Here is a 22,896-nt window from a genome sequence, read left to right as displayed (position 1 = left end):
ATCGCAGCGAATGGACGAAATGGATGGGGATCGACTGGGACGTCGTCATCATCGGAGGTGGCGCCGCAGGGATTGGAGCTGCGCGCCGTTTAGCAGAAAGCGGAGTGTCCACGCTGTTGCTGGAGGCGTCGCAGCGGATCGGCGGCCGTGCCTTCACGGCGACCCTCGCCGGGCATGCGCTCGACCTCGGCTGCGGCTGGCTCCATTCGGCCGATCGCAATCCGTGGGTCCGCATCGCCGAAGCGTCCGGCTTTGCCGTCGACCGCAGGCGGTCGGCCTGGAACCAGCAATATGGCGACCTCGGCTTCTCCCAAGCGGAGCAGGAAGCCGCCGATGAGGCTTACGCCGCATGGCACGACCGTCTGAACAGCGAGCCCCCGCCAGGGGATCGCGCCGCCGATGCCCTGGAGCCTGGCGGGGCATGGAACGCCTATCTTCAGGCGATCAGCGGCTATATCAGCGGCGCCGGCCTCGAACGTCTCTCGGCTGCCGATTACCTCGCCTACGACAGGGCTTCGACCAGGTATAACTGGCGGGTGCCGGCGGGATACGGGACCCTCGTGGCGGCGAGCCTTCCGCCCACCGTCGCACTTCGCCTCGCCACTCCGGTTGAAGCCATCGATCTCGACACCGGCGGTGTGGGCATCGTGACGCGCGCCGGTTCGATCACGGCGCGCAGCGCCATCCTCACCGTCTCGACTTCGGTGCTCGCCGGCGGGACGATCAGGCTGCCGGCCGCGCTCGACGATTGGCGCCATGCCGCCGGAAGCCTGCCGCTCGGTCGGAACGAGAAGCTGTTCCTGGAAATTGTCGGAGAAGGTCCGTTCGAACCCGAGACCCATGTGATCGGTGATCCACACGACGCCGGAACGGGGTCCTACTATATCCGCCCGTTCGGCCGCCCCGTGATCGAAGGATTCTTCGGCGGGGAGGGGGCCCGGGCTCTGGCCGAGAGCGGCCCCGCGGCCGGTTTCGCCCAGGCCGTCGATCAGCTTGCGGCGCTGTTCGGCTCGGAGGTCCGAGCCGTGCTCCGTCCGCTGGCCATGTCCGCCTGGAGCCGGATGGAGCATGTGGGGGGCGCCTACAGCTATGCCCTTCCCGGGCGAGCGGGTGCGCGGGATAGTCTCGCTCGTCCCTTCGACCAGCGGCTGTTCTTCGCCGGGGAGGCGACGGAGCGGCACGATTTCTCGACCGCCCACGGCGCCTACCAGAGTGGGCTGCGGGCTGCCGAGGAGGTCGTCGCCTCGCTCGGTGTCCGCGCGCGCTAAAGCATCGGACGTGAAAAGTGGACTTGCACTTTTGGGATCCATCCGATGCTCTAACGTCATGGCGTCGACGGAACAGGGGGAGCGCCATGGCTTCGATCTTCATCACCGGCAGCACGGAAGGCCTGGGTCGGGCGGCCGCGCAGGCTCTGATCGAGCAGGGGCACCGGGTCGTCCTGCATGCGCGCTCGGAGCAGCGCGCCTCAGCGCTCGCGGAGCTCTCGCCGCGTGCGGCCGGCATCGTGGTCGGCGACCTGAGCCGTGCAGCTGAGACCCGCTCGGTCGCCGCGCAGGTCAATGCCATCGGTCGCATGGATGCCGTGATCCACAATGCGGGCATCTATGCGGTGCAGGACCGGTCGGCGACCCCGGAGGGGCACGCGGCCATTCTCGCGGTCAACACGCTGGCCCCGTACATCCTGACGGGCCTGATCGAACGCCCTCGACTGCTGATTTACCTGAGCAGCGGAATGCACCGGAGCGGCACCGGGCCGCTGCACGACATCGACTGGACGGAGCGCCGCTGGGATGCAACCCGGGCCTACGCGGAAAGCAAGCTCTACGTTGCGGCGCTCGCTCTTGCCGTCGCGCGGCACTGGCCGGAGGTCTCGAGCCATGCGGTCGATCCGGGTTGGGTCCCGACCCGGATGGGCGGTCGTGGAGCGCCGGACGATCTGGAAGAGGGGCATCGCACCCAGACCTGGCTCGCGGTGAGCAACGATCCGGCCGCAAGGGTCGGCGGTGGGTACTGGTACCACCGCGAGCGTCAGGCCCCGGCCGCGCAAGCGTCCGATCCCGTGTTCCAGGACGCGCTCATGACCAGACTTGCTGCTCTGACCGGCATCTCGCTGTTCTGAACCGGGAGGTTGGCTCCGGCTCAAGGCGCCCAGGGTCGCGCGTCCTCGACCCGGTGAGCCGCCACACCGGGCCCCCCTCGAGCGTCTCGCCGCCGATCAGACCGGCCGTGCCCTGGCCGACATCCCGTATTGCTCGTCGGTGACGTGCTCCATCCAGTCGACGGTCGAGCCGTTGAGCTTCTCCTGGATGGCGATGTGACTCATGGCCGTGGTCGGAGACGCGCCGTGCCAGTGCTTCTCGCCTGGAGGGAACAAGACCACGTCGCCGGGCCGGATCTCCTCGATCGGCCCTCCCTCGCGCTGAACGAGGCCGAGGCCCGTCATGACGATGAGGGTCTGTCCGAGCGGATGCGTGTGCCAGGCGGTGCGGGCGCCGGGCTCGAACGTCACGAGGGCACCGGCGACCCGCGCCGGATCGGGCGGGCTGAACAGGGGATCGATCCGCACCGTCCCGGTGAAGTACTCCTGCGGTCCCGTGCCGGACGGCTCCGCTCCGGCTCGCTTGATGTCCATGGTCGACGTTCCTTGTCTGCGTGCGCAATCGGCTGCTGTCGACGATGTATCTACAGCATCGGACGTGAAATGTGGGCCCAATATCGGGATCGGACCCGATGCTTCCTTTCCTGGCTGGCGCACCGTTGGACGCGGACCCGCAGGGCCGCACGAGCGGCCTCGGGAAGGGCCTGCGTCCAGGCCCGGCATCCGGCCGCGACGCCCCCATTTCCTCAATAGGTCTGCCGACACTCGGTTGCCCGCTGGTCGATCCCCCGACGAGCCATATAACTGGTCCACCCGTTCGGGAATTGGCCTGGGGCCCCCTGTGTCCTGTCCGGGCCGCGACGGGGCCGGTGCCGCCACAACGAATGCAAGGAGAACACTGTCATGGATTATGTGAGGCTCGGCCGCTCCGGCCTTGAAATATCCCGCCTGTGTCTCGGCTGCATGACCTACGGGGTTCCCGGTCGCGGAAACCACCCCTGGACTCTGGACGAGGAGCAGAGCCGTCCCTTCATCAAGCGCGCGCTCGAGCTCGGCATCACGTTCTTCGATACGGCCAATGTCTATTCCGACGGCACGAGCGAGGAGATCGTCGGCCGCGCGCTCAAGGATTTCGCCCGGCGGGACGAGGTGGTGATCGCCACGAAGGTGCATGGACGCATGCGCCCGGGACCGAACGGGGCGGGGCTCTCGCGCCTGGCCATCATGACCGAGATCGACAACAGCCTGCGTCGGCTCGGCACCGATTATGTCGACCTCTACCAGATCCATCGATGGGACTACGCGACACCCATCGAGGAAACGATGGAGGCCCTGCACGACGTCGTCAAGGCCGGCAAGGCTCGCTACATCGGAGCCTCCTCCATGTATGCCTGGCAATTTTCCAAGGCACTCTACACGGCGGACCTGAACGGCTGGACGCGCTTCGTGTCGATGCAGAACTACTACAATCTCCTCTACCGCGAGGAAGAGAGGGAGATGCTGCGCCTGTGCCAGGCCGAGGGCATCGGCGTCATCCCCTGGAGCCCGCTTGCCCGCGGTCGCCTGACCCGCGACTGGGATGAGAGCAGTGCCCGTTCGGAGACGGACGAATTCGGCAAGTCGCTGTACGCCACGACCGCCGAGGCCGATCGCCGGGTGGTGGGGAGGGTGGCCGAGATCGCGGCCCGGCGCGGCGTTCCGCGGGCGCAGGTGGCACTGGCTTGGCTGCTGCACAAGCCGGTCGTGACCGCACCGATCGTCGGCGCCACGAAGCCGCAGCACCTGGACGATGCCGTAGCCGCCCTGTCCCTGACGTTGAGCCCCGAGGAGATCGCGCAGCTGGAAGAGGCCTATGTGCCGCACGCTCTCGCCGGGTTCGTTTGAGCGGAAGCGTGCTCAAGCATCGGACGTGAAAAGTGGACTTGCACTTTTGGGATCCATCCGATGCTTTCTTCTTGAATGAGAGCATCGGTCAGAACGGACCCAGCGGGCCGCGTCAGCGAAAACCGGATCCACTTTTCCGTCCGATGCTCCAGGCGCCTCATCGAAGCCGTGGCCCCGGGTTTTCGAGATCGGGCCGAATCGAAGTCTGCGCTCCTAAGCGGCTGATGCGCTGAGCTTTTCCGCTTTCGGACGTCTGGGCTGGACGAGAAGCTCGCTCGGGTCCGTCGGGAGCAGAAGCATCCCGCCTTCGTCGAGCGACACGCGCAGGCGCGGAAACACTTCCTTGATATGAGCCAGGTCCCCCTTGAAGGCCTGCTTGAAGCTCCGGATGCTGGCGTTGTCGGAGCCGAATTGCTGATGAAGATTGTCCCAGCTCAGCTTCAACGGTCGTTGCACCGTCCGCAGGCGGTATCCGAGCCAGAACAGCATGTCGAGTTTCCGGGCCGAGCCGGAGAACGCCCGCGCGGCCCGGATGTCGACCGGGAGCGCGTGCTGAATGAGGTTCTCATAAAAGTCGGCGTGGAACTGAACCGTGTTCGACCACAGCAGGCCCTGATCGGAGTTGCCGGTCAGCCAGATGTCGAGCTGACGGAACGGCGGAACGTTCAACGTGCTCGACCGCGACGCACCGTCCCAGAGGCCGAGCTGCATCGTACAGGCGGCCAGCCGGTTCAACTGCTCTTTGAACTGCCGGAGCGTCCCGCGCTCGCCCCCTGTCACGGGGAAGCCCATCTGCTTGATGAAGCCGGAGAGACTGTCTGCAACCTCGATCCGGGCGCTGCGCTGGCGAACGGCCTCGGTGCAGAGGTGAAGCAGGACGAGACGGGCCTTGGGCCCATAGGGCAGCCCCTGAACCTCCATTTGGCCCGTGCGCGGGTTCTTCAGGCGACCGGCCATGATGCTGAGCGTGTTCCGGCCATACTCGCGGAAGAACTCGCGCTCGCCCTTGGGTTCGCGATAGGGGAGCCCGCAGAGCGCCAGAACGCTGTGAATGTGCTGGATGTTTTCCGGGGAACTCGGCGCGGCCTCGATCACCTCCCGCACGGCATCGCGGCGCCTTTGATCTCGGCTCATCGCGGCGCGTCGCGCCTCGACGGCGGATTGCTTCGCCAGCTGGGCGTCGCGCTGCTCCTGCTTATGGGCGATGTGCTCGACAATGGTCTTGAACATGAAATGACCGCGGGCGCGCTCGACCTCCTCCAGGAGATCGGCATCACGGATCGTGGCGAGATGGTCTTCAGCGGTCATATTGCCTCTTGGACTCGTCGGGCGTGGAGATGGCTCGCGGACTCGCAACGCGCCGAAACCGGCCTCGGGTTCCTCGCGGTGACCGGAGATCGGGAGTTATCCAGAGCTTTCATCGCCCCAGGCGCGGGCAGGGTCGGCCGATACCAAGGGAGACAGACCGGCTCTCGCCGATGTCCGGCGCGGTCGCGCATCCCGGTCAGTCACACGCAGAGTTCAATACGCCCCGCAGGGCAGCGGAAGAATGTGGGATTCCGGCCGTTCGTCCGGAGCTGCGCAGAATTCGATACGCTTCGATCAAAACGCCGTCCGAGACGGGATGAGAACGCCCTCCGGGCGGAGAGGCTTCGAGCCTGCGCAGAGTTCGATGCAGGCGCCATGAAATTTTCGGCTTGAGCGACAAGCCTTTAGCCCAATGGCTTCGCCGAGTCCGATGCGCGGCTGCGCAGACTCCTATGTTGAGGCCCGCTTTTTCAACGCCGAGTCCAATGCGATCGAGCGCAGAGTTCGATACGGGACCACGCAGACTTCTATGCGGATTCCGCGACTAAGGGACTGACGCGATTGAGCTTTCGCCGCCTGCATATACCTGACTCATAATCTTCCTGAACCTGAATCGATTCAAATACTTACCTATGGTGCCGAAAGTCCCGCTTTTCGTGGGATTCTTCATCCGATCGAATTCGGTCCGCAAGGTGGCTCCACGGGCCCGGCTCCGCCCGATGGAGGGCGAATCGAACTCTTCGTAGACCCGAAAAGCAGGGCGACCCAGCGCCTCGCGCGGCCCTGTCCCGAACGATGCGCCGCTTCAAGATGGGAGCATCGGACAATCGGGATGGCCGGGACAGGCCCGGCCATGACGGGGGAGTGATCGTGGGAGGGTGCTCGCACCGGCCCATCCCACCCACCACGTCATCACCGGGTTCAAGCATCGGACCCAAAAGTGGACTTGCACTTTTGGGATCCATCCGATGCTTTCTTCTTGAATGAGGGCATCGGTCAGAACGGAAAACCGGATCCACTTTTCCGTCCGATGCTCTCGTCCCGGTGATCCCGCTTGTCTGTGGCGCGGCGTTTCACCGGATCGGGATGGCCGGCACAAGGCCGGCCATGACGTGGGTGGGGCGTGGGAAGGGGGGCGCCAAGGCGATGGTCACCCTCGCACGTCATGGCCGGGCTTGTCCCGGTGAGCGCGATCGGCAGACCGCCGAGCGCCTCGCGCGGTCCTGCGGGTCCGCCCCGAACGATGCGCCGCTTCAGGATGTGAGCATCGGATCCCGAAGGCGAGTCCACCTTTCACGTGCGATGCTCAAGGCCTCCGATCGCTCAGTCCCGGTATTCGTGCACCAGCCGCGCAAGCCTTTCGAGGTGGTGGTCGTGGATTTGAAACCCCTCGAGGCCACGGATCGTGTCGAAGAGGTAATCCCGGCATGAGCCGAGGGCCCCGTGAGCGGTGGCGATCACCCGGGCCGTGTCGGCCTCCGAGACCGGACGCACATAGTTCGGCGCTGCCCGGTTGATGGTGAAGGCGATGCCGGCAGCGCCGTGGGGCAGATCCGGGCTGGTCAGCGTGACCCAGCGCGGCACATACGCTCCTGTCACCATCTCGCGCCGCCAGACCAGTTCGAGTTCCGTCTCCGCCTCGGAGCGCGGGATGCGAAAAGCCACACCTCTGCAGGAGCCTCCTCGATCCAGTCCCAGAACCAGGCCGGGGCGCTCCGGCGTCCCGCGCCCGATGGGCGTGGCCAGGCAGAACTGGCGGTGCCACCCCCGGATCAGCACGGGTTGACGCTCGGCATAATGGAAGGCCGGGTTCCAGATCAGGGAACCATAGCCGAACAGCCAGACATCCTCGCCAGGATTGGGTTGGGCAGCGAGCGTCTCCTCCAGGGATCGGCGCCGCTCCTCGTCGCCGAGCACCCGAAGGTTGGTTCCCGAACGTGCGATCATCTCGCCGACGAAGCCGTTCCGCAGAGCCTCCCGGGTCAGGGGATGCTTGTTCTTCCCGATCGATCCTTCCATCCCGGTCTCCGCCTCCGCGGCCGGACGGGCCGCGAGCCATTCGCACCCGGACGAGGATCCACTTGCCCTCGATCCGAGACAATCGGTTTTATGGAGGTTTGAGGCTACCGTATGTTCATGCCCCAACCAGGGCCCCAAAACTTTAAAACAATTTTTGGCCCCTATGCTCCACTCCGGGCTGGCGCATCGTTCGACGCGAAAAACCGGGTCCACTTTTTCGCACGATGCTTCACTCGTGGCTGGCGCATCGTCGACGCGGCCCTCTGGGTCCGCAGGATGCGCTCGATGCATGGCGGCGCCGTACTGAGGGCCGGACATTTTCATCAGACCGGCGCCAATCGGGCTCTCATCGGCCATCTGACGGAGTGCTCTCCGAGGGCTGCGATCGGAAGCTCTGCGCTAGGTCGTCGGCGCCCTTGACCAGAAGCCCCAGATCGGACCCGACGGCAACGAACCGATAGCCCCATTCAATGTAGCGCCGGGCATCCGCCTCGCGCGGGGCAAGAATGCCGGCCGGCTTCCCGACGACCCGAAGCCGCCGAACGGCATCGCGAATGGCGGCCTGTACCTCGGGGTGCTGAGGGTTTCCGATATGGCCCAGGGATGCGGACAGATCCGCCGGTCCGATGAATACGCCGTCCACACCCTCGACTCCGGCGATGGCCTCCAGCTCTCCAAGAGCCTGCGAGGTCTCGATCTGCACCAGGACGCACGTCTCCTGGTCGGCCTGCTTGAGGTAGGCCGGCAGGCGTCCGTAGCCGCTCGGACGGCTCACCGACGTGATGCCGCGGATGCCCGCCGGAGGATAGCGACAGGCCGCGACGGCCTGCTCCGCCTCCTGGGCGTTCTGAACAAACGGGATCAGAACCGCCGGTGCCCCGATATCGAGGAGACGTTTGATGAGGACGGGATCGTTCCAGGCCGGACGCACGATGGGTGTCGCGGTTCCGCCGGCGAGGGCCTGAAGCTGGCTCAGGATCCCCGGAACTTCGTTCGGGGAATGCTCCATGTCGAGAAGAATCCAGTCGAAGCCGCTCTGGGCGATGATCTCCGCCACGATGTTGCTGCAGAGGCTGCTCCAGAGGCCGATCTGCAGCTTCTCCGCCTTGAGGGCGGCTTTGAAGGCGTTGCGCTGAAGGTCCATCGTTGATCACCCTTGTGTTGGATCATTGTTTCGGTCATTTTCGTCGCGAGACGGGACATGGGCCCAGGACGGGACATGGGCCCAGGACGGGACATGGGCCCAGGACGGCCGCTTCTCGGGGCAAAGCCGGGATTCCTGACCGAATGCGGCGCATCGCCCGGCGTGCAGAAGCGACTGCACCTGACGCCTGATGCGCTCGCGCTCTGACGAGCCTCATCATCACGGTGTGGTCTCATCGATCGTGAGCATCATCCAGTCCTGCCGAAGCGTTGCTCGAGGGCGGCAAGGTACGCTTCCCGGGACGGCCTGAGGTGGTCCTGGCAAAGCTCGACCAGCCTTTCCCGATCGGACGCTTCGAGAGCCTCGATCATCGCTCGATGGTCGTCCCTGGCCCTGGCGAGGAGCATGGGATTCGCCGCCGTGTAGGAGCGCACTCCGTGAGCCTTCTGCGCGAGGGTCCGGATCGCTTCGATCAGGTGCGGATTGCCACAGGCTCCGAAGAGCGCAGTGTGGAAGGCCATGTTCGCCCTGAAGGCAGCCCGGGCATCGCCGCGCTCGACAGCGGCCGAATGCTGCTGGTGGATTTCGACCAGGGTCGCGATCGTCTCCGGCCGGGGTGGCAGCGGGATCTCCCGTGCCGCCAGGGTCTCCAAGGCCTCCCGGACGAAATAGATCTGGCGGACATCGGTCGGGCTCAGCATGCGCACTGTCGCGCCCTTGTTCTGAACGCGCTCGACCAACCCCATGCGTTCGAGTTCGGCGATCGCCTCGCGCACCACATGCCGCTTGACGTCGAAACGAGTCGCGATGTCCTCCTCGATCAGTCTCTCCCGCGGTTGCAGCCACCCGAGGACGATTTCCTCCTCGAGGGCATTGGCGACCAGTCTCACGCGATCGGTCGATGCCCGACGTTCCCCACCATCCATACGGCCCTCGCTTTCGCCTCAACATTATTGTTGACAATCTTGTTAGCACGTCAATGATCTCTCGTCATGAGCAATGATCCCAAGCCTTCCGCCTTCGGCCTGCGGCGCAGTCTCACCAGCTATGGCGATCCCGGCTTCTCCTTGTTCCTGCGCAAGGCCTTCATCAAAGCGGCTGGCTTCTCCGACGATGCGCTGGAACGTCCCATCGTCGGAATCACGAATACCTTCAGTGACTTCAATCCCTGCCACGGGAACGTGCCTCGCCTGATCGAGGCGGTGAAACGGGGCGTCATGCTGGCCGGCGGACTGCCGATGGAGTTCCCGACGATCTCCATCCACGAATCCTTCGCCAGCCCGACCAGCATGTTCCTGCGCAACCTCATGGCCATGGACACGGAGGAGATGATCCGAGCCCAGCCGATGGATGCGGTCGTGCTGATCGGAGGCTGCGACAAGACCGTGCCGGCGCAGCTCATGGCGGCCGCGAGCGCCGACGTCCCGGCGATCCAACTGATCACGGGTCCGATGCTGGTCGGCTATCACAAGGGCGAGATGCTGGGGGCCTGCACCGATTGCCGCCGCCTCTGGGGGCAGCACCGGGCCGGACTCATGGACCAGGACGAGGTGGAGGTCGTCAGCGGCCGTCTGGCCCCGACCCAGGGGACGTGCATGGTCATGGGCACCGCAAGCACCATGGGCTGCCTCGTCGAGGCGCTCGGCATCGCCCTGCCGGGGACCGGCTCGATTCCGGCCACCCATGCCGACCGGATCCGTGCCGCCGAGGCGAGCGGCCGCCAGGCGGTCGCGTTGGCGCAGGGCGGGATACGACCCAGCGAGCTCCTGACCGAGGCGGCGTTCCGCAACGCCATGGTGGTGCTGCAGGCCATCGGCGGTTCGACCAACGGGTTGGTGCATCTGGCGGCGATCGCCCGCCGGCGCGGCATCAAGATCGACCTGGACGAGTTCGATCAGATCGGGCGCGAGGTTCCCGTGCTCGTCGACCTGAAACCCTCGGGTGCCAAGTACATGGAGCATTTCCACTGGGCCGGCGGTGTTCCCCGCCTGTTGCAGGAACTGCGCGATCACCTCGATCTGGAGGCCGTCACGGTCACCGGCGCGACCATCGGGGCCATCGCCGACCGCGCCGAGGACGTGCCCGGTCAGACGATCATCCGGAGCCTGGACAATCCTCTCAAACGGGCCGGTGCCATGGCTGTCCTACGCGGAAATCTCGCGCCTCTCGGGGCGGTGATCAAGCACTCGGCGGCATCGCCCGAGCTTCTGCGGCATACCGGCCGCGCGGTCGTGTTCGAGTCGGTGGAGGATCTCGTCGCCCGTATCGACGATCCGGAGCTCGACGTGTCGGCGGACGACGTTCTCGTCCTGCGCAATGCAGGCCCGAAAGGAGCCCCCGGGATGCCCGAGGCCGGCTATCTGCCGATCCCGAAGAAGCTCGCCCAGGCGGGCGTGACGGACATGGTCCGGATCTCAGACGCGCGCATGAGCGGCACCGCCTTCGGGACGATCGTGCTCCACGTCGCGCCCGAATCCGCGACCGGCGGCCCGCTAGGCCTCGTGCGCAGCGGAGACCTGATCCGACTGGATGTGCCCGAGCGGCGCCTCGAGCTTCTCGTGGATGAAGACGAGCTCGCGCGCCGCGCTCAGGAATGGCAGCCGCCGCGTCACCTGTCCGAAGAGAAGCGAGGATATTGGGGCCTCTATCTCAGGACCGTGTTGCAGGCGGACGAGGGCTGCGACTTCGACTTCTGCTGACACCATTCTCGAACGCGTACGAGCTCACTCCCGTGCCGGCCTTGCGACCGGGATCACCGGGACAGACCCGGTGATGACGTGAGAGGGTGGTGTGAGCGGGTGATGATACCCTCCCCACGTCATGGCCGGCCTTGTGCCGGCCATCCCGATGCGGAAAAGCGCCGCGCCTCAAACAATCGAGATCACCGGGACAAGCCCGGTGATGACGTGGTGGTGGATTGGACGGCCCGGTGATGACGAAGAGGTGGCCATCCGTCCGAGCGATCAAGACAGGGGCCCGGACGATGAGCCTCACTGCTCCTAGAGCCTCGGACGGACGAAAGCGGGCCACGCTGGTGACCCGCACGATGCGCTGCTCAAGAAAATCGGCATCGGCCCGGAAAGTGGGTTCACTTTCGAGGCCGATGCTGTAGGCCTTCTCGTTTCCATCAGCCAGGATATCACCCTCATGAAGAAGCGCTCATTTGGCAGGACGGGTCAGCGGGTTGGAGAGATCGGCTTCGGCGCCTGGGCCATTGGCGGCAGCTGGGGCAACGTCTCCGAGCAGGATGCCGAAGCGGCCCTCCAGGCGGCCCTCGATGCCGGCGTCACCTTCATCGATACGGCCGACGTCTATGGCGGCGGCCGGTCCGAACGGTTGATCGCGCGCGTTCTGAAGCAAAGACGCCAGGATGACGTGATCGTCGCGACGAAGGCCGGTCGTCAGCTGAACCCTCATGTCGCGGATGCCTATACGGCCGACGCGCTCACGCGCTTTGTCGAAGGTTCGTTGGAACGGCTGGAGACCGAGGCGCTCGACCTGGTGCAGCTGCATTGCCCGCCCACGGAAGTCTACTACCGGCCGGAGGTGTTCGAGGCCCTCGACCGGTTGGTCCAGGCAGGCAAGATCAGGCATTACGGCGTGAGCGTCGAAAAGGTCGAGGAGGCCATCAAGGCGCTCGAATATCCGATCGCAAGCGTGCAGATCATCTACAACCTGTTCCGCCAGCGCCCGGCCGAGCTGTTCTTCCGGCTGGCTCGGGAGCGCCAAGTGGCGGTGATCGCCCGGGTGCCGCTCGCCAGCGGCCTGCTGACGGGAAAGTTGAGCGCCAGCAGTCAGTTCGCGGCGGATGATCATCGAGCCTTCAACCGGCACGGAGAGGCGTTCGATGTCGGCGAGACGTTCTCGGGCGTCCCCTTCGAGGTCGGCCTGAAGGCCGTCGAGGAGTTGCGGACAGTGGCCGGTACCGTGCCGATGGCGCAGTTCGCGCTACGGTGGATCCTGATGAACGAAGCGGTGTCGGTGGTGATTCCAGGGGCGCGCAATCCCGATCAGGCGGTCTCGAATGCGCGAGCGGCTGAATGGCCTGAATTGACGGCGGGCCAGATGGAGGCCGCCAGGAGCATCTACGACCGTCTGATCCGTCCTCATGTGCATCAGCGCTGGTGAGCGCCTTCATCGGAATGGGCGTCGGGACTGAGCCTGTCCACAGGGCCCGCGGAGGCTCAAAGCCGCGGCGACATCCGCAACCCGCGCGTGGTCACGCGCCGGTCGAGGCTCGCTCAAGCTCGGCGGCGATGCCGCGCAGGGCCTGCTCGAAGGCACCGGCCGGCTGGCCGCCGGAGATCAGCCAAGTTCCGTTGATCACGATGGCCGGCACCGAGCGGATGCCGCGGGAGATCCACTCCCGCTCGGCGCCGCGGACCTGCTCCCCATAGCGTCCCGACGCCAGAATCTCGCGCGCCTCGTCGCCGTCGAGGCCGGCCGTGACGGCGGCATCCACGAGAACTCCATGGTCCGACACGTTCGCGCCATCGGTGAAGTTCGCCTTGAACAGGGTGTGCTTCAGCGCCCGCTGGCGTCCGACGATCCCCGCCCAGTGGAGCAGGCGGTGGGCATCGAACGTGTTGTAGATCCGGCTCTCCTCCGTCATGTTGAACGGGAAGCCGACCTCGGCGCCCCGCGCTCGGATCATCGCGCGACTGGCGGCCGACTGCTCGGCCGTGGAGCCGTACTTCTCCATGATATGCTCGACCAGGTTCTGCCCTGGAGGCAGCATTCCCGGATTGAGTTCGAATGGCTGGAAGGTGATGTCGGCCGCCACCGCGTCCGCGGCATTGGCGAGCGCCTGCTCGAGCCCCCGCAGGCCGATCACGCACCACGGGCAGGCCACGTCGGAGACGAAGTCGATCTTCAGGTGCTGGGTCATGGCGCTGCTCGCGATCGTTCGTGGACAGGGTGAGGTCACGGGATTGCCGGGATATCACAGTGTCGGGACCTCCAGGGGGAGAACCCTCGAGATCTCCGTTCACGTTCAGGCGATCCGAGCCGCGACTGTCGCCTATTGGCAGATGCGGTAACGGTCGCTCGATCCGTGCTGCTCGATGTCCACGTGCAGGTGGTCATGGTGCGCCTCGTCCGAGCCGGGGCCGAGGATCGTCGTGAACCAGCCGCAGGCTGCTGTCCGTAGGGCTGCGAGCGCCGGATCAGGCGCGGCGTCGGGTTCGGGCCTGATCCGCAGGGTCATCCCGTTGGCGAGCTCGAAGCCGGCGATGTCGATCGCGAGCCCCTGCGCATGGGCCGAGAGCTTGCCCGTGGTGGCCCGGTTCCGGTTGCGACACTCGAAGCCGGGGCCGGTCTGGACGGCCTTCAGGTCGCTCCCCTTGATGCCGGCGACGAGCGGGGCGACGAGATCGCCGATCCAATGCCCGAACGGTCCGGCGAATCGGCAGGCCAGGACCGGCTGATTGGCGAGCCGGACGGTTGTCTCCGCCTTCGTCGGAACCGGCACGGCCTTGAGCCGCACCGGGGTGTCGATCCGGCAGAGCTCGTTCGAGACCTGGGGCGGCTCCGCAGGCTCGATCTCGAACCCGGCCGCCTGGAGGCCGGCCAGGCAATCGTCAGGTGCCGGCACGGCTGGCGGCCCGCCCGCAGTCGGCGCCGGAGGTGCCTCTGGCCGTGGTGCAGGAGGGGGCGCCGGAGCGGGCGCGGGAGAAGGCGTCTCGATCGGCCTCGGGGGCGGCAGAGGCGGCACGGGCTGCGCCGCGGCGACTTGCGCCATCAGCACGGAAACGACGGCCGCGGCAGATCTGATCGACATCGGCTCCTCCAGCCCCGCAGATCAACGCCAAGCTGAGTCGAAGGGTTGCGGGCTGTTCGAAGCGGCCGGGAATCCCCAATTAGAGGGCATGAGCCAGGACCTTCGACCCCAGACACCGCCGCCCTCGACCGCATACCACGCCGCGCCGCCGGAGATCGCCCTCTCGGACGAGGACCGCGAGGCGCTGCGGCAGGCCGTGCTCGCCCTCGAGGGGCCGAGCTACGTGGCTCGGCTTTCGGCCCTGGCCGGTCGGCCGGTCGAACTGCTCGGGCAGGCGCTTCCGGTGCCGGTCTCGGACGTGATCTCGAAGGCCACCCAGACGGCGCTCACCCGTGCCCTGCGTTATGCGCTCAGGACGATTCCCAAAGAGGGCAGGGATCCCGAGACCCGCGTCCACAAGGCGCTGGCGGTCCTGTCCGGGGCCATGGGCGGGGCGCTCGGCATCTCGGCGGTGCTGGTGGAGCTTCCGGTGTCGACCACGATCATGCTGCGGTCGATCGCCCGCATCGCCCAGAGCGAGGGCGAGGACCTCGCGGATCCCGAGACGGCTTTGGCCTGCGTCCAGGTCTTCGCCCTGGGCGGACATTCCGGCTCGGACAACCTGCACGAAGCCGGCTACTTCGCCGTACGGGCCGCCATGGCGAAGTCCGTCACCCGCGCCCTGCAGCAGATGGCCGGGCGCGGCGTCGTCGACGAGAGCACCTCGGCCATCCTGCGCCTGCTGACCCAGATCGGAGCCCGGTTCGGAGTGGCCGTGTCGCAGAAGGTCGCCGCCCAGGCGGTGCCGGTCATCGGGGCGATCGGCGGCGCGGCCGTCAACGCCGCCTTCATCGATCATTTCCAGACCCTGGCCCGCGGGCATTTCACCGTGCGCCGGCTGGAGCGGAGCTACGGCCGGGGGACGGTCCGGGCGGCCTATGACCGGATCCGGGCTCAGGAAGGCCTGTGAACCGGTGCCCGTCCCGAAGACACTGCGGAAGGACGCGATCCTGTCGCCCGCGTTCTTCGCCCGCGATGCCGTCGCGGTCGCCCAGGATCTCGTCGGGGCGACTCTGCTCGTCGACGGAATCGGCGGGGTGATCGTCGAAACCGAGGCCTATACGGGCGACGATCCGGCCTCGCACAGCTTCTGCGGCCCGACCGTGCGCAACGCAGCCATGTTCGGGCCGGCCGGGCATGCCTACGTGTACCGGTCTTACGGGATCCACTGGTGCCTGAACGTCGTCTGCCTGCCGGGGAGCGCCGTCCTGATCCGGGCCTTGGAGCCCGCCGACGGCCTCGAGACGATGATGGCGCGGCGAGGGCTCGACGATCCTCGCCTTCTCTGCTCGGGTCCTGGCCGTCTCTGTCAGGCCCTGGGCGTGACGATCGCCCATAACGGGCTGCCGTTGGACCGGGCGCCCTTCCGGGTCTTCGGCCGGAAGGTCCCGGCTCTGGTGACCGCGGGGTCGAGGATCGGGATCACGCGCGCCACCGACAGGCCGTGGCGCTTTGCGCTTGCGGGGTCGCGCTTCCTCAGTCGGAAGATCTGATCGGGATTCTGTTCCGGCCCGGTCACCACCGGGGCCGTGGTTCGTCCCGGCGCGGGTCGTCGGCGAAGCCGGACCGGGGCCCATAGGGCTCGCCCCGCCGGGTGTGTTCCGGCTCGTCCGGCCAGCGCGGCTCCTGCCCCCGCTCGGATTCGGAGATGCCATTCAGCAGGGCGAGGCTGCCCCGGAGCACGGAGCGGACCGCGTCGACCGCCATGTCGGCGATGTCGCGCAGGCGCAGGTCTCCGATGTCGGCGGCAGAGCGATGCTGGGCCTCTCCGTAGGGCGCATAGGGGTCAGCGGCGGAGTGCCCCGGCATCAGGCTCGAGAACACGCCGGCTCCCCCCAGAAGCACGATCAGGACCAGGGGAACCACGAGGCGGAACGCCAGGCCGACGATCCTCGACACGATGACGTAGCCGATGATCAGGACGATTGCAGTCGCGACGATGCCGGTGCTCAAGGACCTCGTACCCCCATGATGGTCGATGCGGAGCGGGGTCCTTCCGAAACATCGACGGCTTTTTTGTGAGCCTGGCGAATGCAGGAGCGCGAACCCCGACCGCGCCGCTCTTCCTAAGCGGTCGCTAGGCATCGTGCGAACGAAAGCGGGCCCCCCTCGTGAGCCTCTAGGTCCTCCACGAACGATGCGCCGCTCCAAGTTGGGAGCATCGCCCAATCGGGATGGCCGGCGAGACGCGGGTGATGAACGGCCGGCCATGACGAGGAGGGTGGTGCGAGCCGGGTATCTCATCCTCCACGTCATCACCGGGCTCGTCCCGGTGATCCCGGTACGAGAGGCGCCGCGCCCTTCCGATCGGGATGGCCGGGACAAGCCCGGCCATGACGTGGAAAGGTCGCGCTACTCCGATGGTCACCCTCCCACGTCATCACCGGGCTTGTCCCGATGACCTCGGTCGGAAGACTGCCGAGCGCATCGTGCGGTCGAAAGCGGGTCGCTGACGCGGCCCTTCGGGGCCGCACTCAACGATGCGCCTGCCAAGAGTGGAGCATCGGACCCGAAAGTGGGCCCCCTTTTCATGTCCGATGCGCTAGACGACCCGGGCCGCGCGAGCCAGGGCGGTCTCGAGGAGGGTCTGCACCCGGCGCCGCCGGGCCGCCTGGCGGAATGTCGCCGCCACGCAGGGGCACCCGTGTCCCTCCAGCGCCGAGGCCAGGAGGGCGAGTTCCTCCGCCAGGCCGTCCCGCGCGAAGGCCGCGTCGTCCAGAGCGTCGTCGTCGCGAGGAGTCGCATGCGATCCGCACGGGTCGTTCATCGGCAGCCTCTCGTCGTGATGGGTGGGGTTCTGTCGCAGATGTGATCGGCACCCCCGGAGCGCAAGGCCGGGGCTTGCGGTCGGCGCCCCGATCCGCTAGCCGATGGGAGCGCGGCCGTGGCGGAATTGGTAGACGCACTACCTTGAGGTGGTAGCGGGGAGACCCGTGGAGGTTCGAGTCCTCTCGGCCGCACCATGGCTCCTCTTGGTGAAGAGGGCCTCGTTGGAGCGGCCCTCTGGCGCCGCACGATGCGCTAGGGCTGTCGTCCGACCGCGCTTCGCCGGATTGGACCGCCGCCTGACATGATCCCGTCCGTGAGAGGATCGAAGCTGGTGAGCCGGCTGGAGTCGAGCCGGGTCCCGTTCCTGCCGCCGACGATCGTCCCGATCGGGTCGAATCCGGTGATCTCGATCCTCGTGTTGGCCGGGCCTTCGGCCTCGACGAGGGCGAAAAGGAGACGGGCATTGGTCGGCGACAGCCGGATGCAGCCATGCGATGCGGGGGAGCCCAGAAGGCCGGTGGCGCGGCTGCCATGAATGGCGTGACCGGAATCCGTGAAGAAGATCGAGTGCGGCATCGGCGCGTCGTCCCATTCCCGCGAATAGTGCTCCCTCGCCAGGCGCGAGGGCGTGAAGGCGCCGGTGGGAGTCGAGTAGTCGATCGTTCCCGTCGAGACGGGCCACGCGTAGCGTTCGACGCCGTCCACCGACACGGTCATGCGCTGGGTCGTCTTGTTCACCGCGATGGAGACCTCCGCGCCCGCGGCGGGAGCGGCGATGCCGGTCGCTCCCAGGAGCAGGCAGGCGAATGTGATCCATTCTCGCATCGGTCGGTCTCCCCGGGTCGGCCGTGTCGTCGATGAAGGCCTCCCAGGAATGACGGCCACAAAAGGCTAAGGTTCCCGCTCCGGCGAATTTTGTCCCCGTGCGGCGGGTCGACGGCGGCCCAGGACCTCCGTCCTGATATCGCCAGGCTCGTGCGGGAAAACCCCTTGTTCGAGGTGGGATGCCTTTCCGATCGGGATGGCCGGGACAGGCCCGGCCAGGACGCGGCGGGCCCGGTGACGGAAGCGGGGTGGCCGGGATAGGTCCGGTCATGACCGGGAGAGGTGCCCATGATCCCCATCCTGCCGACCCGACGATTGAACTCCGCGCCTCGACCGGCCATCATCGGGCGGATGACCATTCCGAACATCATCACCATCGGCCGGCTGATCATCGTGCCCATCGTGATCGTCATGATCATGCAGCACCGGTGGAGCACGGCTTTCGTGCTCTTCGTCGTGGCCGGGGTCTCGGACGGGATCGACGGGTTCATCGCCCGCCATTTCAACCAGAAGAGCGAGTTCGGCGCCTATATCGATCCGATCGCCGACAAGGCGCTGCTGGTCTCGATCTACGTGACGCTGGCCATCGTGGGGGCGATCCCGAGCTGGCTCGCCATCGTGGTCGTGTCGCGGGACGTGATGATCGTGGCGGCGATCCTCCTGTCCTGGATCATGAGCCGTCCGGTGGAGATCAAGCCGCTCCTCGTGAGCAAGCTGAACACCGGGGCGCAGATCGCCTTTGCCGCCTATGCCCTTGCGGCGAATGCCTTCGGGGTGGATCTCGCGGGGTTCGACGAGGTCGCCATGGTGTTGGTCGCCACCTTGACCATAGCGTCCGCCGGTGCCTATCTCGGGGGCTGGCTGCGGCACATGACCACCTGAAGGCCAGAATTGGCAGCTATGGAGTACCGATGACGGTCCAACGGCAGATCGGGTTCTGGATTGCGGCGCTGGTCGTGGCGGTTCTGCTGCTGTTCGTCCTGAGGGGCATCCTGCTGCCCTTCGTGGCGGGCTTCGCGCTGGCCTATCTGCTCGATCCCCTGGCCGACCGGCTGCAGAAGGTCGGCATCGGGCGCCTGGGCGCGAGCCTGCTGATCCTGGTCCTGTTCGTCCTGGTCTTCATCGTGGCCCTCATGATCCTGGTGCCCTTCGCGGCCCAGCAGGTGGGGGCCTTCGTGGAGCGGCTGCCGGGCTATGTGGCGCGGCTTCAGGAGCTCGGGGCCGAGCAGCTCGGTCCGCTGATCCGCAAGCTCGGGATCGAGGATGCCCTGCCGGCGACCCCGCCCTCCGTGGGCAACCTCATCAGCCAGGGCATCGCCTGGGTGACGGCCTTCCTGCAGGGATTGTGGTCCGGCGGGCAGGCCCTGATCGGCATCTTCTCCCTGCTGGTGGTGACCCCGGTCGTCGCCTTCTACATGCTCGTCGACTGGGACCGCATGGTCCGGACGGTCGATTCGTGGATGCCGATGAAGCACCGGGAGACGATCCGGGCCATCGCCCGCGACATCGACCGGGCGATCGCGGGCTTCGTCCGCGGCCAGGCCCTGGTCTGCCTCATCCTGGGAACCTTCTATGCGGTGAGCCTGGCGCTGATCGGGCTCAATTTCGGCGCCTTGATCGGCATGACGGCGGGCATCCTGAGCTTCATCCCCTATGTGGGCTCGCTCACCGGCCTCATCCTGTCGGTCGGCGTCGCCATCGTGCAGTTCTGGCCGGACTGGACCATGATCGCCGCGACGCTCGGCATCTTCATCTTCGGCCAGTTCGTGGAGGGCAACATTCTGTCCCCGAAGCTGGTGGGCGATTCCGTCGGTCTGCATCCGGTTTGGCTCATGTTCGCCCTCGTGGCCTTCGGCGCGCTCTTCGGCTTCGTCGGCCTGCTGCTCGCGGTCCCGCTCGCGGCCGCCGTGGGAGTCGTGGCGCGCTTTGCCCTGCGGCAGTACCTGGCGAGCCCCCTCTATCGCGGGACCGAGCCGGTGATCCTGAAACCGAAGGTCGAGCCCGAGAAGGTCGACCTCGATGCGTGAGACGCCCAAGCAGCTCGCCTTCGATCTTCCGCTCGATCCCCGGTTCGGCGCCGAGGACTTCCTCGTCAGCCCGTCGAACGAGCAGGCCTACGGCCTCATCGAGAGCTGGCCCGACTGGCCGGACACGATCCTGCTCCTCGTCGGACCCCGCGGCAGCGGCAAGAGCCATCTCGCGTCGATCTGGGCGACGAACGCCCGCGCCTGGACCATCGACGCTTCCGGCATCACCCAGGACAAGGTCCCGCATCTGGTCTCGAACGGCGCGCTCGCCATCGAGGACATGGACCGGGGCGAACGGGACGAGGCGGCCCTGTTCCATCTCCTGAACCTGGCGCGCGAGAAGAAGGCTTCCCTGCTGATCACCTGCGAGACACCGCCCGACCGCTGGTCCCTGCGGACGCCGGATCTCCTGTCGCGCCTGCGCCTCGCGCCGAGCGTCTCGCTGGAGGCGCCGGACGATGCGCTGCTCAAAGCCGTCCTGGTGAAGCTCTTCGTCGACAGGCAACTCGTGGTCGACACCTCCGTTGTCGATTATATTGCCCTGCGGATCGAACGGTCTTTGGCAAAGGCATCCGAGCTCGTGGCGCTCCTCGACCGGGAGGCCCTGAGCCGGGGCCGGCGCGTGTCACGAACGATCGCCGCGGAGATCCTTGGCGCCGCACAGGAAATGGATGAGAGCGAGTGAAGCCTGACATCAACGCCGCGTTGTCGAACCGTCGTGAAACCGTCACGAAGCCCAGAGCAAAACGGTCGCCGAAGAAGGAAGCGGCGGAGGTCGAAGTGCGCAGCGCGATTGCCCTGAAGGAGGTGGAGACCGTCAGCGAGGCCCCGTTGCCCAAGGCGCCGCCGGACATCGAGCTCGACGGGGCGGTGCTCCGGAAGTTTCCGCAGCGCTTCATCAACCGCGAGCTGTCCTGGCTGCAGTTCAACCGGCGGGTGTTCGAGGAGGCCTCGAACCGCAACCATCCGCTCCTGGAGCAACTGCGCTTCCTGTCGATCTCAGCCGACAACCTCGACGAGTTCTTCATGGTCCGCGTCGCCGGCCTGATCGGGCAGGTGCGCTCGGGCGTCGCCACGACATCGCAGGACGGGCTCACTCCGCAGGAGCAGCTCGCCAAGATCGCGGTCGCCGTGTCGAACCTCGCATCCGACCAGCAGCGGCGCTGGCGCGAGTTGCGCGACGCCCTGCTGGAGGAGGGCATCGTTCTGACGGAAGGCTCCGGCCTGACCAAGGCGGAGGCCTCCTGGCTCGAGGATTACTTCCTCAACCACGTCTTCCCGGTCCTGACGCCGCTCGCCATCGATCCGGCGCATCCTTTTCCGTTCATCCCGAATCTGGGTTCCTCCATCGCCCTGAAGCTGGTGCGCCAGAGCGACGGCAAGGTGCTGAACGCCCTGATCCGCCTGCCGTCGCGCGCCGAGCGCTTCATCCGCCTGCCGGATTTCGCCGAGACCGGCGCCACCCGGTTCATCGCCCTCGAGCAGATGATCGTGCTCTACACGAGCCGCCTGTTCCCAGGATACGAGGTCCAGGGGCAGGGCGCCTTCCGGGTGATCCGTGACTCCGACATCGAGGTGGAGGAGGAGGCCGAGGATCTGGTGCGCCTGTTCGAGACGGCCCTCAAGCAGCGCCGCCGGGGCAGCGTGATCCGCCTGGAGGTCGAGGCGGCCATGCCCGAGGATCTGCGCCTCTTCGTGGCCGAGGAGCTGGAAGTGTCGAGCGACGAGGTCTTCGTGGTCGAGGGCATGATGGGCCTGCGCGACCTGTCGCAGCTCGTCGCGCTCGAACGCCCCGACCTGAAGTTCAAGCCCTACAATCCGCGCTTCCCCGAACGCATCCGCGAGCACAGCGGCGACTGCTTCGCGGCGATCCGCGAGAAGGACATCATCGTTCACCACCCCTACGAATCCTTCGACGCGGTGGTGCAGTTCCTGCGCCAGGCCGCGCGGGACCCAAACGTGGTGGCGATCAAGCAGACCCTCTACCGGACCTCGTCGGATTCCCCGATCGTGGCGGCGCTGGCGGAAGCCGCGGAAGCCGGCAAGTCCGTGACCGCCCTCGTGGAGCTCAAGGCCCGGTTCGACGAGGAGGCCAATATCCGCTGGGCCCGCGACCTGGAGCGCGCCGGTGCCCAGGTGGTGTTCGGCTTCATCGAGCTGAAGACCCACGCGAAGCTGTCGATGGTCGTGCGTCGCGAGGGCAGCCAGCTCATCACCTACTGCCATGTGGGGACGGGCAACTACCACCCGATCACCGCGCGCATCTACACCGACCTGTCCTATTTCACCGCCGACCCGGTGATCGGCCGGGACGTGTCGCGCATCTTCAACTTCGTGACCGGATATGCGGAGCCGGCCGAGCTTGAGCGCATGGCGGTCTCGCCGCTGAACCTCAAGAAGCGCCTGCTCGAGCACATCGCCGAGGAGGTGGAGCACGCCAGGGCGGGGCGGCCCGGCGCGATCTGGGGCAAGTGCAATTCCATGACCGATCCCGAGATCATCGACGCCCTCTACGACGCCAGCGCGGCGGGCGTTCAGGTCGATCTCATCGTGCGCGGCATCTGCTGCCTCCGGCCCGGCATCAGGGGCCTGTCGGAGAACATCCGGGTCAAGTCCATCGTCGGGCGCTTCCTGGAGCACACCCGCATCTATGCCTTCGGCAACGGGCAGGCGCTGCCGAACACCAAGGCGCACGTCTACATCTCGTCCGCCGATCTCATGTCGCGCAACCTCGACCGCCGCGTCGAGGCCTTGATGCCGATCCTCAACCCGACCGTGCACCAGCAGGTACTCGACCAGATCATGCTCGCCAACCTCCTCGACAACGAGCAGAGCTGGACGGTGCTTCCCGACGGCTCGAGCCAGCGGGTGGTGCCCGCCAAGGGCGAGGAACCATTCAACGCTCACAAGTATTTCATGACAAATCCGAGTTTGTCGGGCCGTGGCAAATCCCTCAAGACCTCCAGCCCCAAAGCGCTCGCCAAGCGCGGGCAGCGCTGAC

Annotated in this window: 21 protein-coding genes and 1 tRNA gene; 12 read left to right on the top strand and 10 right to left on the bottom strand. The window is 66.7% G+C overall.

Annotation, left to right across the window (positions count from 1 at the left end; translation table 11 throughout):
* Positions 1-23: 23 nt before the first annotated feature.
* Positions 24-1,268, top strand: a complete 1,245-nt coding sequence (locus OCW50_RS13120; RefSeq protein ID WP_262297824.1) for a flavin monoamine oxidase family protein — start codon at positions 24-26, stop codon at positions 1,266-1,268.
* An 86-nt stretch (positions 1,269-1,354) separates the two neighbouring features.
* Positions 1,355-2,122: an SDR family NAD(P)-dependent oxidoreductase gene (locus OCW50_RS13115; RefSeq protein ID WP_262297823.1), complete on the top strand. Its 768-nt coding sequence runs from the start codon at positions 1,355-1,357 to the stop codon at positions 2,120-2,122.
* Between the two features lie 96 nt (positions 2,123-2,218).
* Here OCW50_RS13115 and OCW50_RS13110 read toward each other — a convergent pair whose 3' ends face one another.
* Complete coding sequence (locus OCW50_RS13110) at positions 2,219-2,635, bottom strand: (R)-mandelonitrile lyase (RefSeq protein WP_262297822.1); 417 nt, start codon at positions 2,633-2,635, stop codon at positions 2,219-2,221.
* A 369-nt stretch (positions 2,636-3,004) separates the two neighbouring features.
* Here OCW50_RS13110 and OCW50_RS13105 point away from each other — a divergent pair, with 369 nt between their 5' ends.
* Entirely contained in the window at positions 3,005-3,985 is a 981-nt protein-coding gene (locus tag OCW50_RS13105) for an aldo/keto reductase (protein WP_262297821.1), read from the top strand.
* A gap of 213 nt (positions 3,986-4,198) precedes the next feature.
* Here OCW50_RS13105 and OCW50_RS13100 read toward each other — a convergent pair whose 3' ends face one another.
* The 4 genes from OCW50_RS13100 to OCW50_RS13085 form a co-directional block, all read right to left on the bottom strand.
* Positions 4,199-5,293, bottom strand: a complete 1,095-nt coding sequence (locus OCW50_RS13100) for a replication protein RepA (RefSeq protein ID WP_262297820.1) — start codon at positions 5,291-5,293, stop codon at positions 4,199-4,201.
* Between the two features lie 1,323 nt (positions 5,294-6,616).
* On the bottom strand, positions 6,617-7,312 hold the full coding sequence (locus OCW50_RS13095) for a gamma-glutamylcyclotransferase (protein ID WP_262267580.1): 696 nt from the start codon (positions 7,310-7,312) through the stop codon (positions 6,617-6,619).
* A gap of 346 nt (positions 7,313-7,658) precedes the next feature.
* On the bottom strand, positions 7,659-8,456 hold the full coding sequence (locus tag OCW50_RS13090; protein WP_262297819.1) for an HpcH/HpaI aldolase family protein: 798 nt from the start codon (positions 8,454-8,456) through the stop codon (positions 7,659-7,661).
* Between the two features lie 248 nt (positions 8,457-8,704).
* Positions 8,705-9,346, bottom strand: coding sequence for a GntR family transcriptional regulator (locus OCW50_RS13085; protein WP_262297818.1), 642 nt, complete (start codon positions 9,344-9,346; stop codon positions 8,705-8,707).
* A 102-nt stretch (positions 9,347-9,448) separates the two neighbouring features.
* Between OCW50_RS13085 and OCW50_RS13080 the strand changes: the two genes are divergently transcribed.
* Positions 9,449-11,155: an IlvD/Edd family dehydratase gene (locus tag OCW50_RS13080; protein ID WP_262297817.1), complete on the top strand. Its 1,707-nt coding sequence runs from the start codon at positions 9,449-9,451 to the stop codon at positions 11,153-11,155.
* A 448-nt stretch (positions 11,156-11,603) separates the two neighbouring features.
* Positions 11,604-12,584 carry an aldo/keto reductase gene (locus OCW50_RS13075; protein WP_262297816.1) on the top strand — a complete coding sequence of 327 codons (981 nt, stop codon included), beginning with the start codon at positions 11,604-11,606 and terminating at the stop codon, positions 12,582-12,584.
* A gap of 91 nt (positions 12,585-12,675) precedes the next feature.
* On the opposite strand, the gene OCW50_RS13070 is transcribed toward OCW50_RS13075, so the two are convergent.
* On the bottom strand, positions 12,676-13,344 hold the full coding sequence (locus tag OCW50_RS13070; protein WP_262297815.1) for a DsbA family oxidoreductase: 669 nt from the start codon (positions 13,342-13,344) through the stop codon (positions 12,676-12,678).
* A gap of 132 nt (positions 13,345-13,476) precedes the next feature.
* Positions 13,477-14,235: an extensin-like domain-containing protein gene (locus tag OCW50_RS13065; RefSeq protein WP_262297814.1), complete on the bottom strand. Its 759-nt coding sequence runs from the start codon at positions 14,233-14,235 to the stop codon at positions 13,477-13,479.
* Between the two features lie 88 nt (positions 14,236-14,323).
* On the opposite strand from OCW50_RS13065, the gene OCW50_RS13060 reads away from it, so the two are divergent.
* Entirely contained in the window at positions 14,324-15,184 is an 861-nt protein-coding gene (locus OCW50_RS13060) for an EcsC family protein (RefSeq protein WP_262297813.1), read from the top strand.
* 40 nt (positions 15,185-15,224) lie between these two features.
* The gene (locus OCW50_RS13055) at positions 15,225-15,767 is read left to right on the top strand and encodes a DNA-3-methyladenine glycosylase (protein WP_262297846.1); all 543 of its coding nucleotides are present in this window, start codon (positions 15,225-15,227) and stop codon (positions 15,765-15,767) included.
* 22 nt (positions 15,768-15,789) lie between these two features.
* Here OCW50_RS13055 and OCW50_RS13050 read toward each other — a convergent pair whose 3' ends face one another.
* Both OCW50_RS13050 and OCW50_RS13045 read right to left on the bottom strand, forming a co-directional pair.
* Positions 15,790-16,227, bottom strand: a complete 438-nt coding sequence (locus OCW50_RS13050) for a hypothetical protein (RefSeq protein WP_262267589.1) — start codon at positions 16,225-16,227, stop codon at positions 15,790-15,792.
* A 589-nt stretch (positions 16,228-16,816) separates the two neighbouring features.
* Entirely contained in the window at positions 16,817-17,041 is a 225-nt protein-coding gene (locus tag OCW50_RS13045; RefSeq protein WP_262267590.1) for a hypothetical protein, read from the bottom strand.
* A 111-nt stretch (positions 17,042-17,152) separates the two neighbouring features.
* Here OCW50_RS13045 and OCW50_RS13040 point away from each other — a divergent pair.
* A tRNA-Leu gene (locus OCW50_RS13040) sits at positions 17,153-17,237 on the top strand.
* Between the two features lie 58 nt (positions 17,238-17,295).
* Here OCW50_RS13040 and OCW50_RS13035 read toward each other — a convergent pair.
* Positions 17,296-17,868, bottom strand: a complete 573-nt coding sequence (locus OCW50_RS13035; protein ID WP_262267591.1) for a L,D-transpeptidase — start codon at positions 17,866-17,868, stop codon at positions 17,296-17,298.
* Positions 17,869-18,219: 351 nt separating this feature from the next.
* Here OCW50_RS13035 and OCW50_RS13030 point away from each other — a divergent pair, with 351 nt between their 5' ends.
* The 4 genes from OCW50_RS13030 to OCW50_RS13015 all read left to right on the top strand — a co-directional run bounded on the left by OCW50_RS13030 (position 18,220) and on the right by OCW50_RS13015 (position 22,895).
* A complete protein-coding gene (locus OCW50_RS13030; RefSeq protein ID WP_262297845.1) occupies positions 18,220-18,750 on the top strand; it encodes a CDP-alcohol phosphatidyltransferase family protein in 531 nt (176 codons plus the stop codon).
* 29 nt (positions 18,751-18,779) lie between these two features.
* A complete protein-coding gene (locus tag OCW50_RS13025) occupies positions 18,780-19,895 on the top strand; it encodes an AI-2E family transporter (RefSeq protein ID WP_262297812.1) in 1,116 nt (371 codons plus the stop codon).
* Positions 19,888-20,580 carry a P-loop NTPase family protein gene (locus OCW50_RS13020; protein ID WP_262297811.1) on the top strand — a complete coding sequence of 231 codons (693 nt, stop codon included), beginning with the start codon at positions 19,888-19,890 and terminating at the stop codon, positions 20,578-20,580. Before OCW50_RS13025 ends, OCW50_RS13020 begins: the two co-directional genes overlap by 8 nt.
* Before the next feature lie 122 nt (positions 20,581-20,702).
* Complete coding sequence (locus OCW50_RS13015; RefSeq protein WP_444547393.1) at positions 20,703-22,895, top strand: RNA degradosome polyphosphate kinase; 2,193 nt, start codon at positions 20,703-20,705, stop codon at positions 22,893-22,895.
* Position 22,896: the final 1 nt, after the last annotated feature.

Source organism: Microvirga sesbaniae (genome assembly GCF_025460805.1).
Lineage (GTDB): Bacteria > Pseudomonadota > Alphaproteobacteria > Rhizobiales > Beijerinckiaceae > Microvirga > Microvirga sesbaniae.
The sequence above is the reverse complement of the archived record's forward strand: the minus strand, read 5'-3'. Positions and strand labels throughout refer to the sequence as shown.

What these genes read in the sequence shown, in the direction of transcription:
- OCW50_RS13030 (WP_262297845.1), top strand. Translation starts at nt 18,220, where the DNA reads ATGACCATTCCGAACATCATCACCATCGGCCGGCTGATCATCGTGCCC.
- OCW50_RS13100 (WP_262297820.1), bottom strand. Translation starts at nt 5,293, where the DNA reads ATGACCGCTGAAGACCATCTCGCCACGATCCGTGATGCCGATCTCCTG.
- OCW50_RS13080 (WP_262297817.1), top strand. Translation starts at nt 9,449, where the DNA reads ATGAGCAATGATCCCAAGCCTTCCGCCTTCGGCCTGCGGCGCAGTCTC.
- OCW50_RS13110 (WP_262297822.1), bottom strand. Translation starts at nt 2,635, where the DNA reads ATGGACATCAAGCGAGCCGGAGCGGAGCCGTCCGGCACGGGACCGCAG.
- OCW50_RS13020 (WP_262297811.1), top strand. Translation starts at nt 19,888, where the DNA reads ATGCGTGAGACGCCCAAGCAGCTCGCCTTCGATCTTCCGCTCGATCCC.
- OCW50_RS13105 (WP_262297821.1), top strand. Translation starts at nt 3,005, where the DNA reads ATGGATTATGTGAGGCTCGGCCGCTCCGGCCTTGAAATATCCCGCCTG.
- OCW50_RS13075 (WP_262297816.1), top strand. Translation starts at nt 11,604, where the DNA reads ATGAAGAAGCGCTCATTTGGCAGGACGGGTCAGCGGGTTGGAGAGATC.
- OCW50_RS13090 (WP_262297819.1), bottom strand. Translation starts at nt 8,456, where the DNA reads ATGGACCTTCAGCGCAACGCCTTCAAAGCCGCCCTCAAGGCGGAGAAG.
- OCW50_RS13120 (WP_262297824.1), top strand. Translation starts at nt 24, where the DNA reads ATGGGGATCGACTGGGACGTCGTCATCATCGGAGGTGGCGCCGCAGGG.
- OCW50_RS13115 (WP_262297823.1), top strand. Translation starts at nt 1,355, where the DNA reads ATGGCTTCGATCTTCATCACCGGCAGCACGGAAGGCCTGGGTCGGGCG.
- OCW50_RS13025 (WP_262297812.1), top strand. Translation starts at nt 18,780, where the DNA reads ATGACGGTCCAACGGCAGATCGGGTTCTGGATTGCGGCGCTGGTCGTG.
- OCW50_RS13070 (WP_262297815.1), bottom strand. Translation starts at nt 13,344, where the DNA reads ATGACCCAGCACCTGAAGATCGACTTCGTCTCCGACGTGGCCTGCCCG.
- OCW50_RS13060 (WP_262297813.1), top strand. Translation starts at nt 14,324, where the DNA reads ATGAGCCAGGACCTTCGACCCCAGACACCGCCGCCCTCGACCGCATAC.
- OCW50_RS13045 (WP_262267590.1), bottom strand. Translation starts at nt 17,041, where the DNA reads ATGAACGACCCGTGCGGATCGCATGCGACTCCTCGCGACGACGACGCT.
- OCW50_RS13095 (WP_262267580.1), bottom strand. Translation starts at nt 7,312, where the DNA reads ATGGAAGGATCGATCGGGAAGAACAAGCATCCCCTGACCCGGGAGGCT.
- OCW50_RS13035 (WP_262267591.1), bottom strand. Translation starts at nt 17,868, where the DNA reads ATGCGAGAATGGATCACATTCGCCTGCCTGCTCCTGGGAGCGACCGGC.
- OCW50_RS13065 (WP_262297814.1), bottom strand. Translation starts at nt 14,235, where the DNA reads ATGTCGATCAGATCTGCCGCGGCCGTCGTTTCCGTGCTGATGGCGCAA.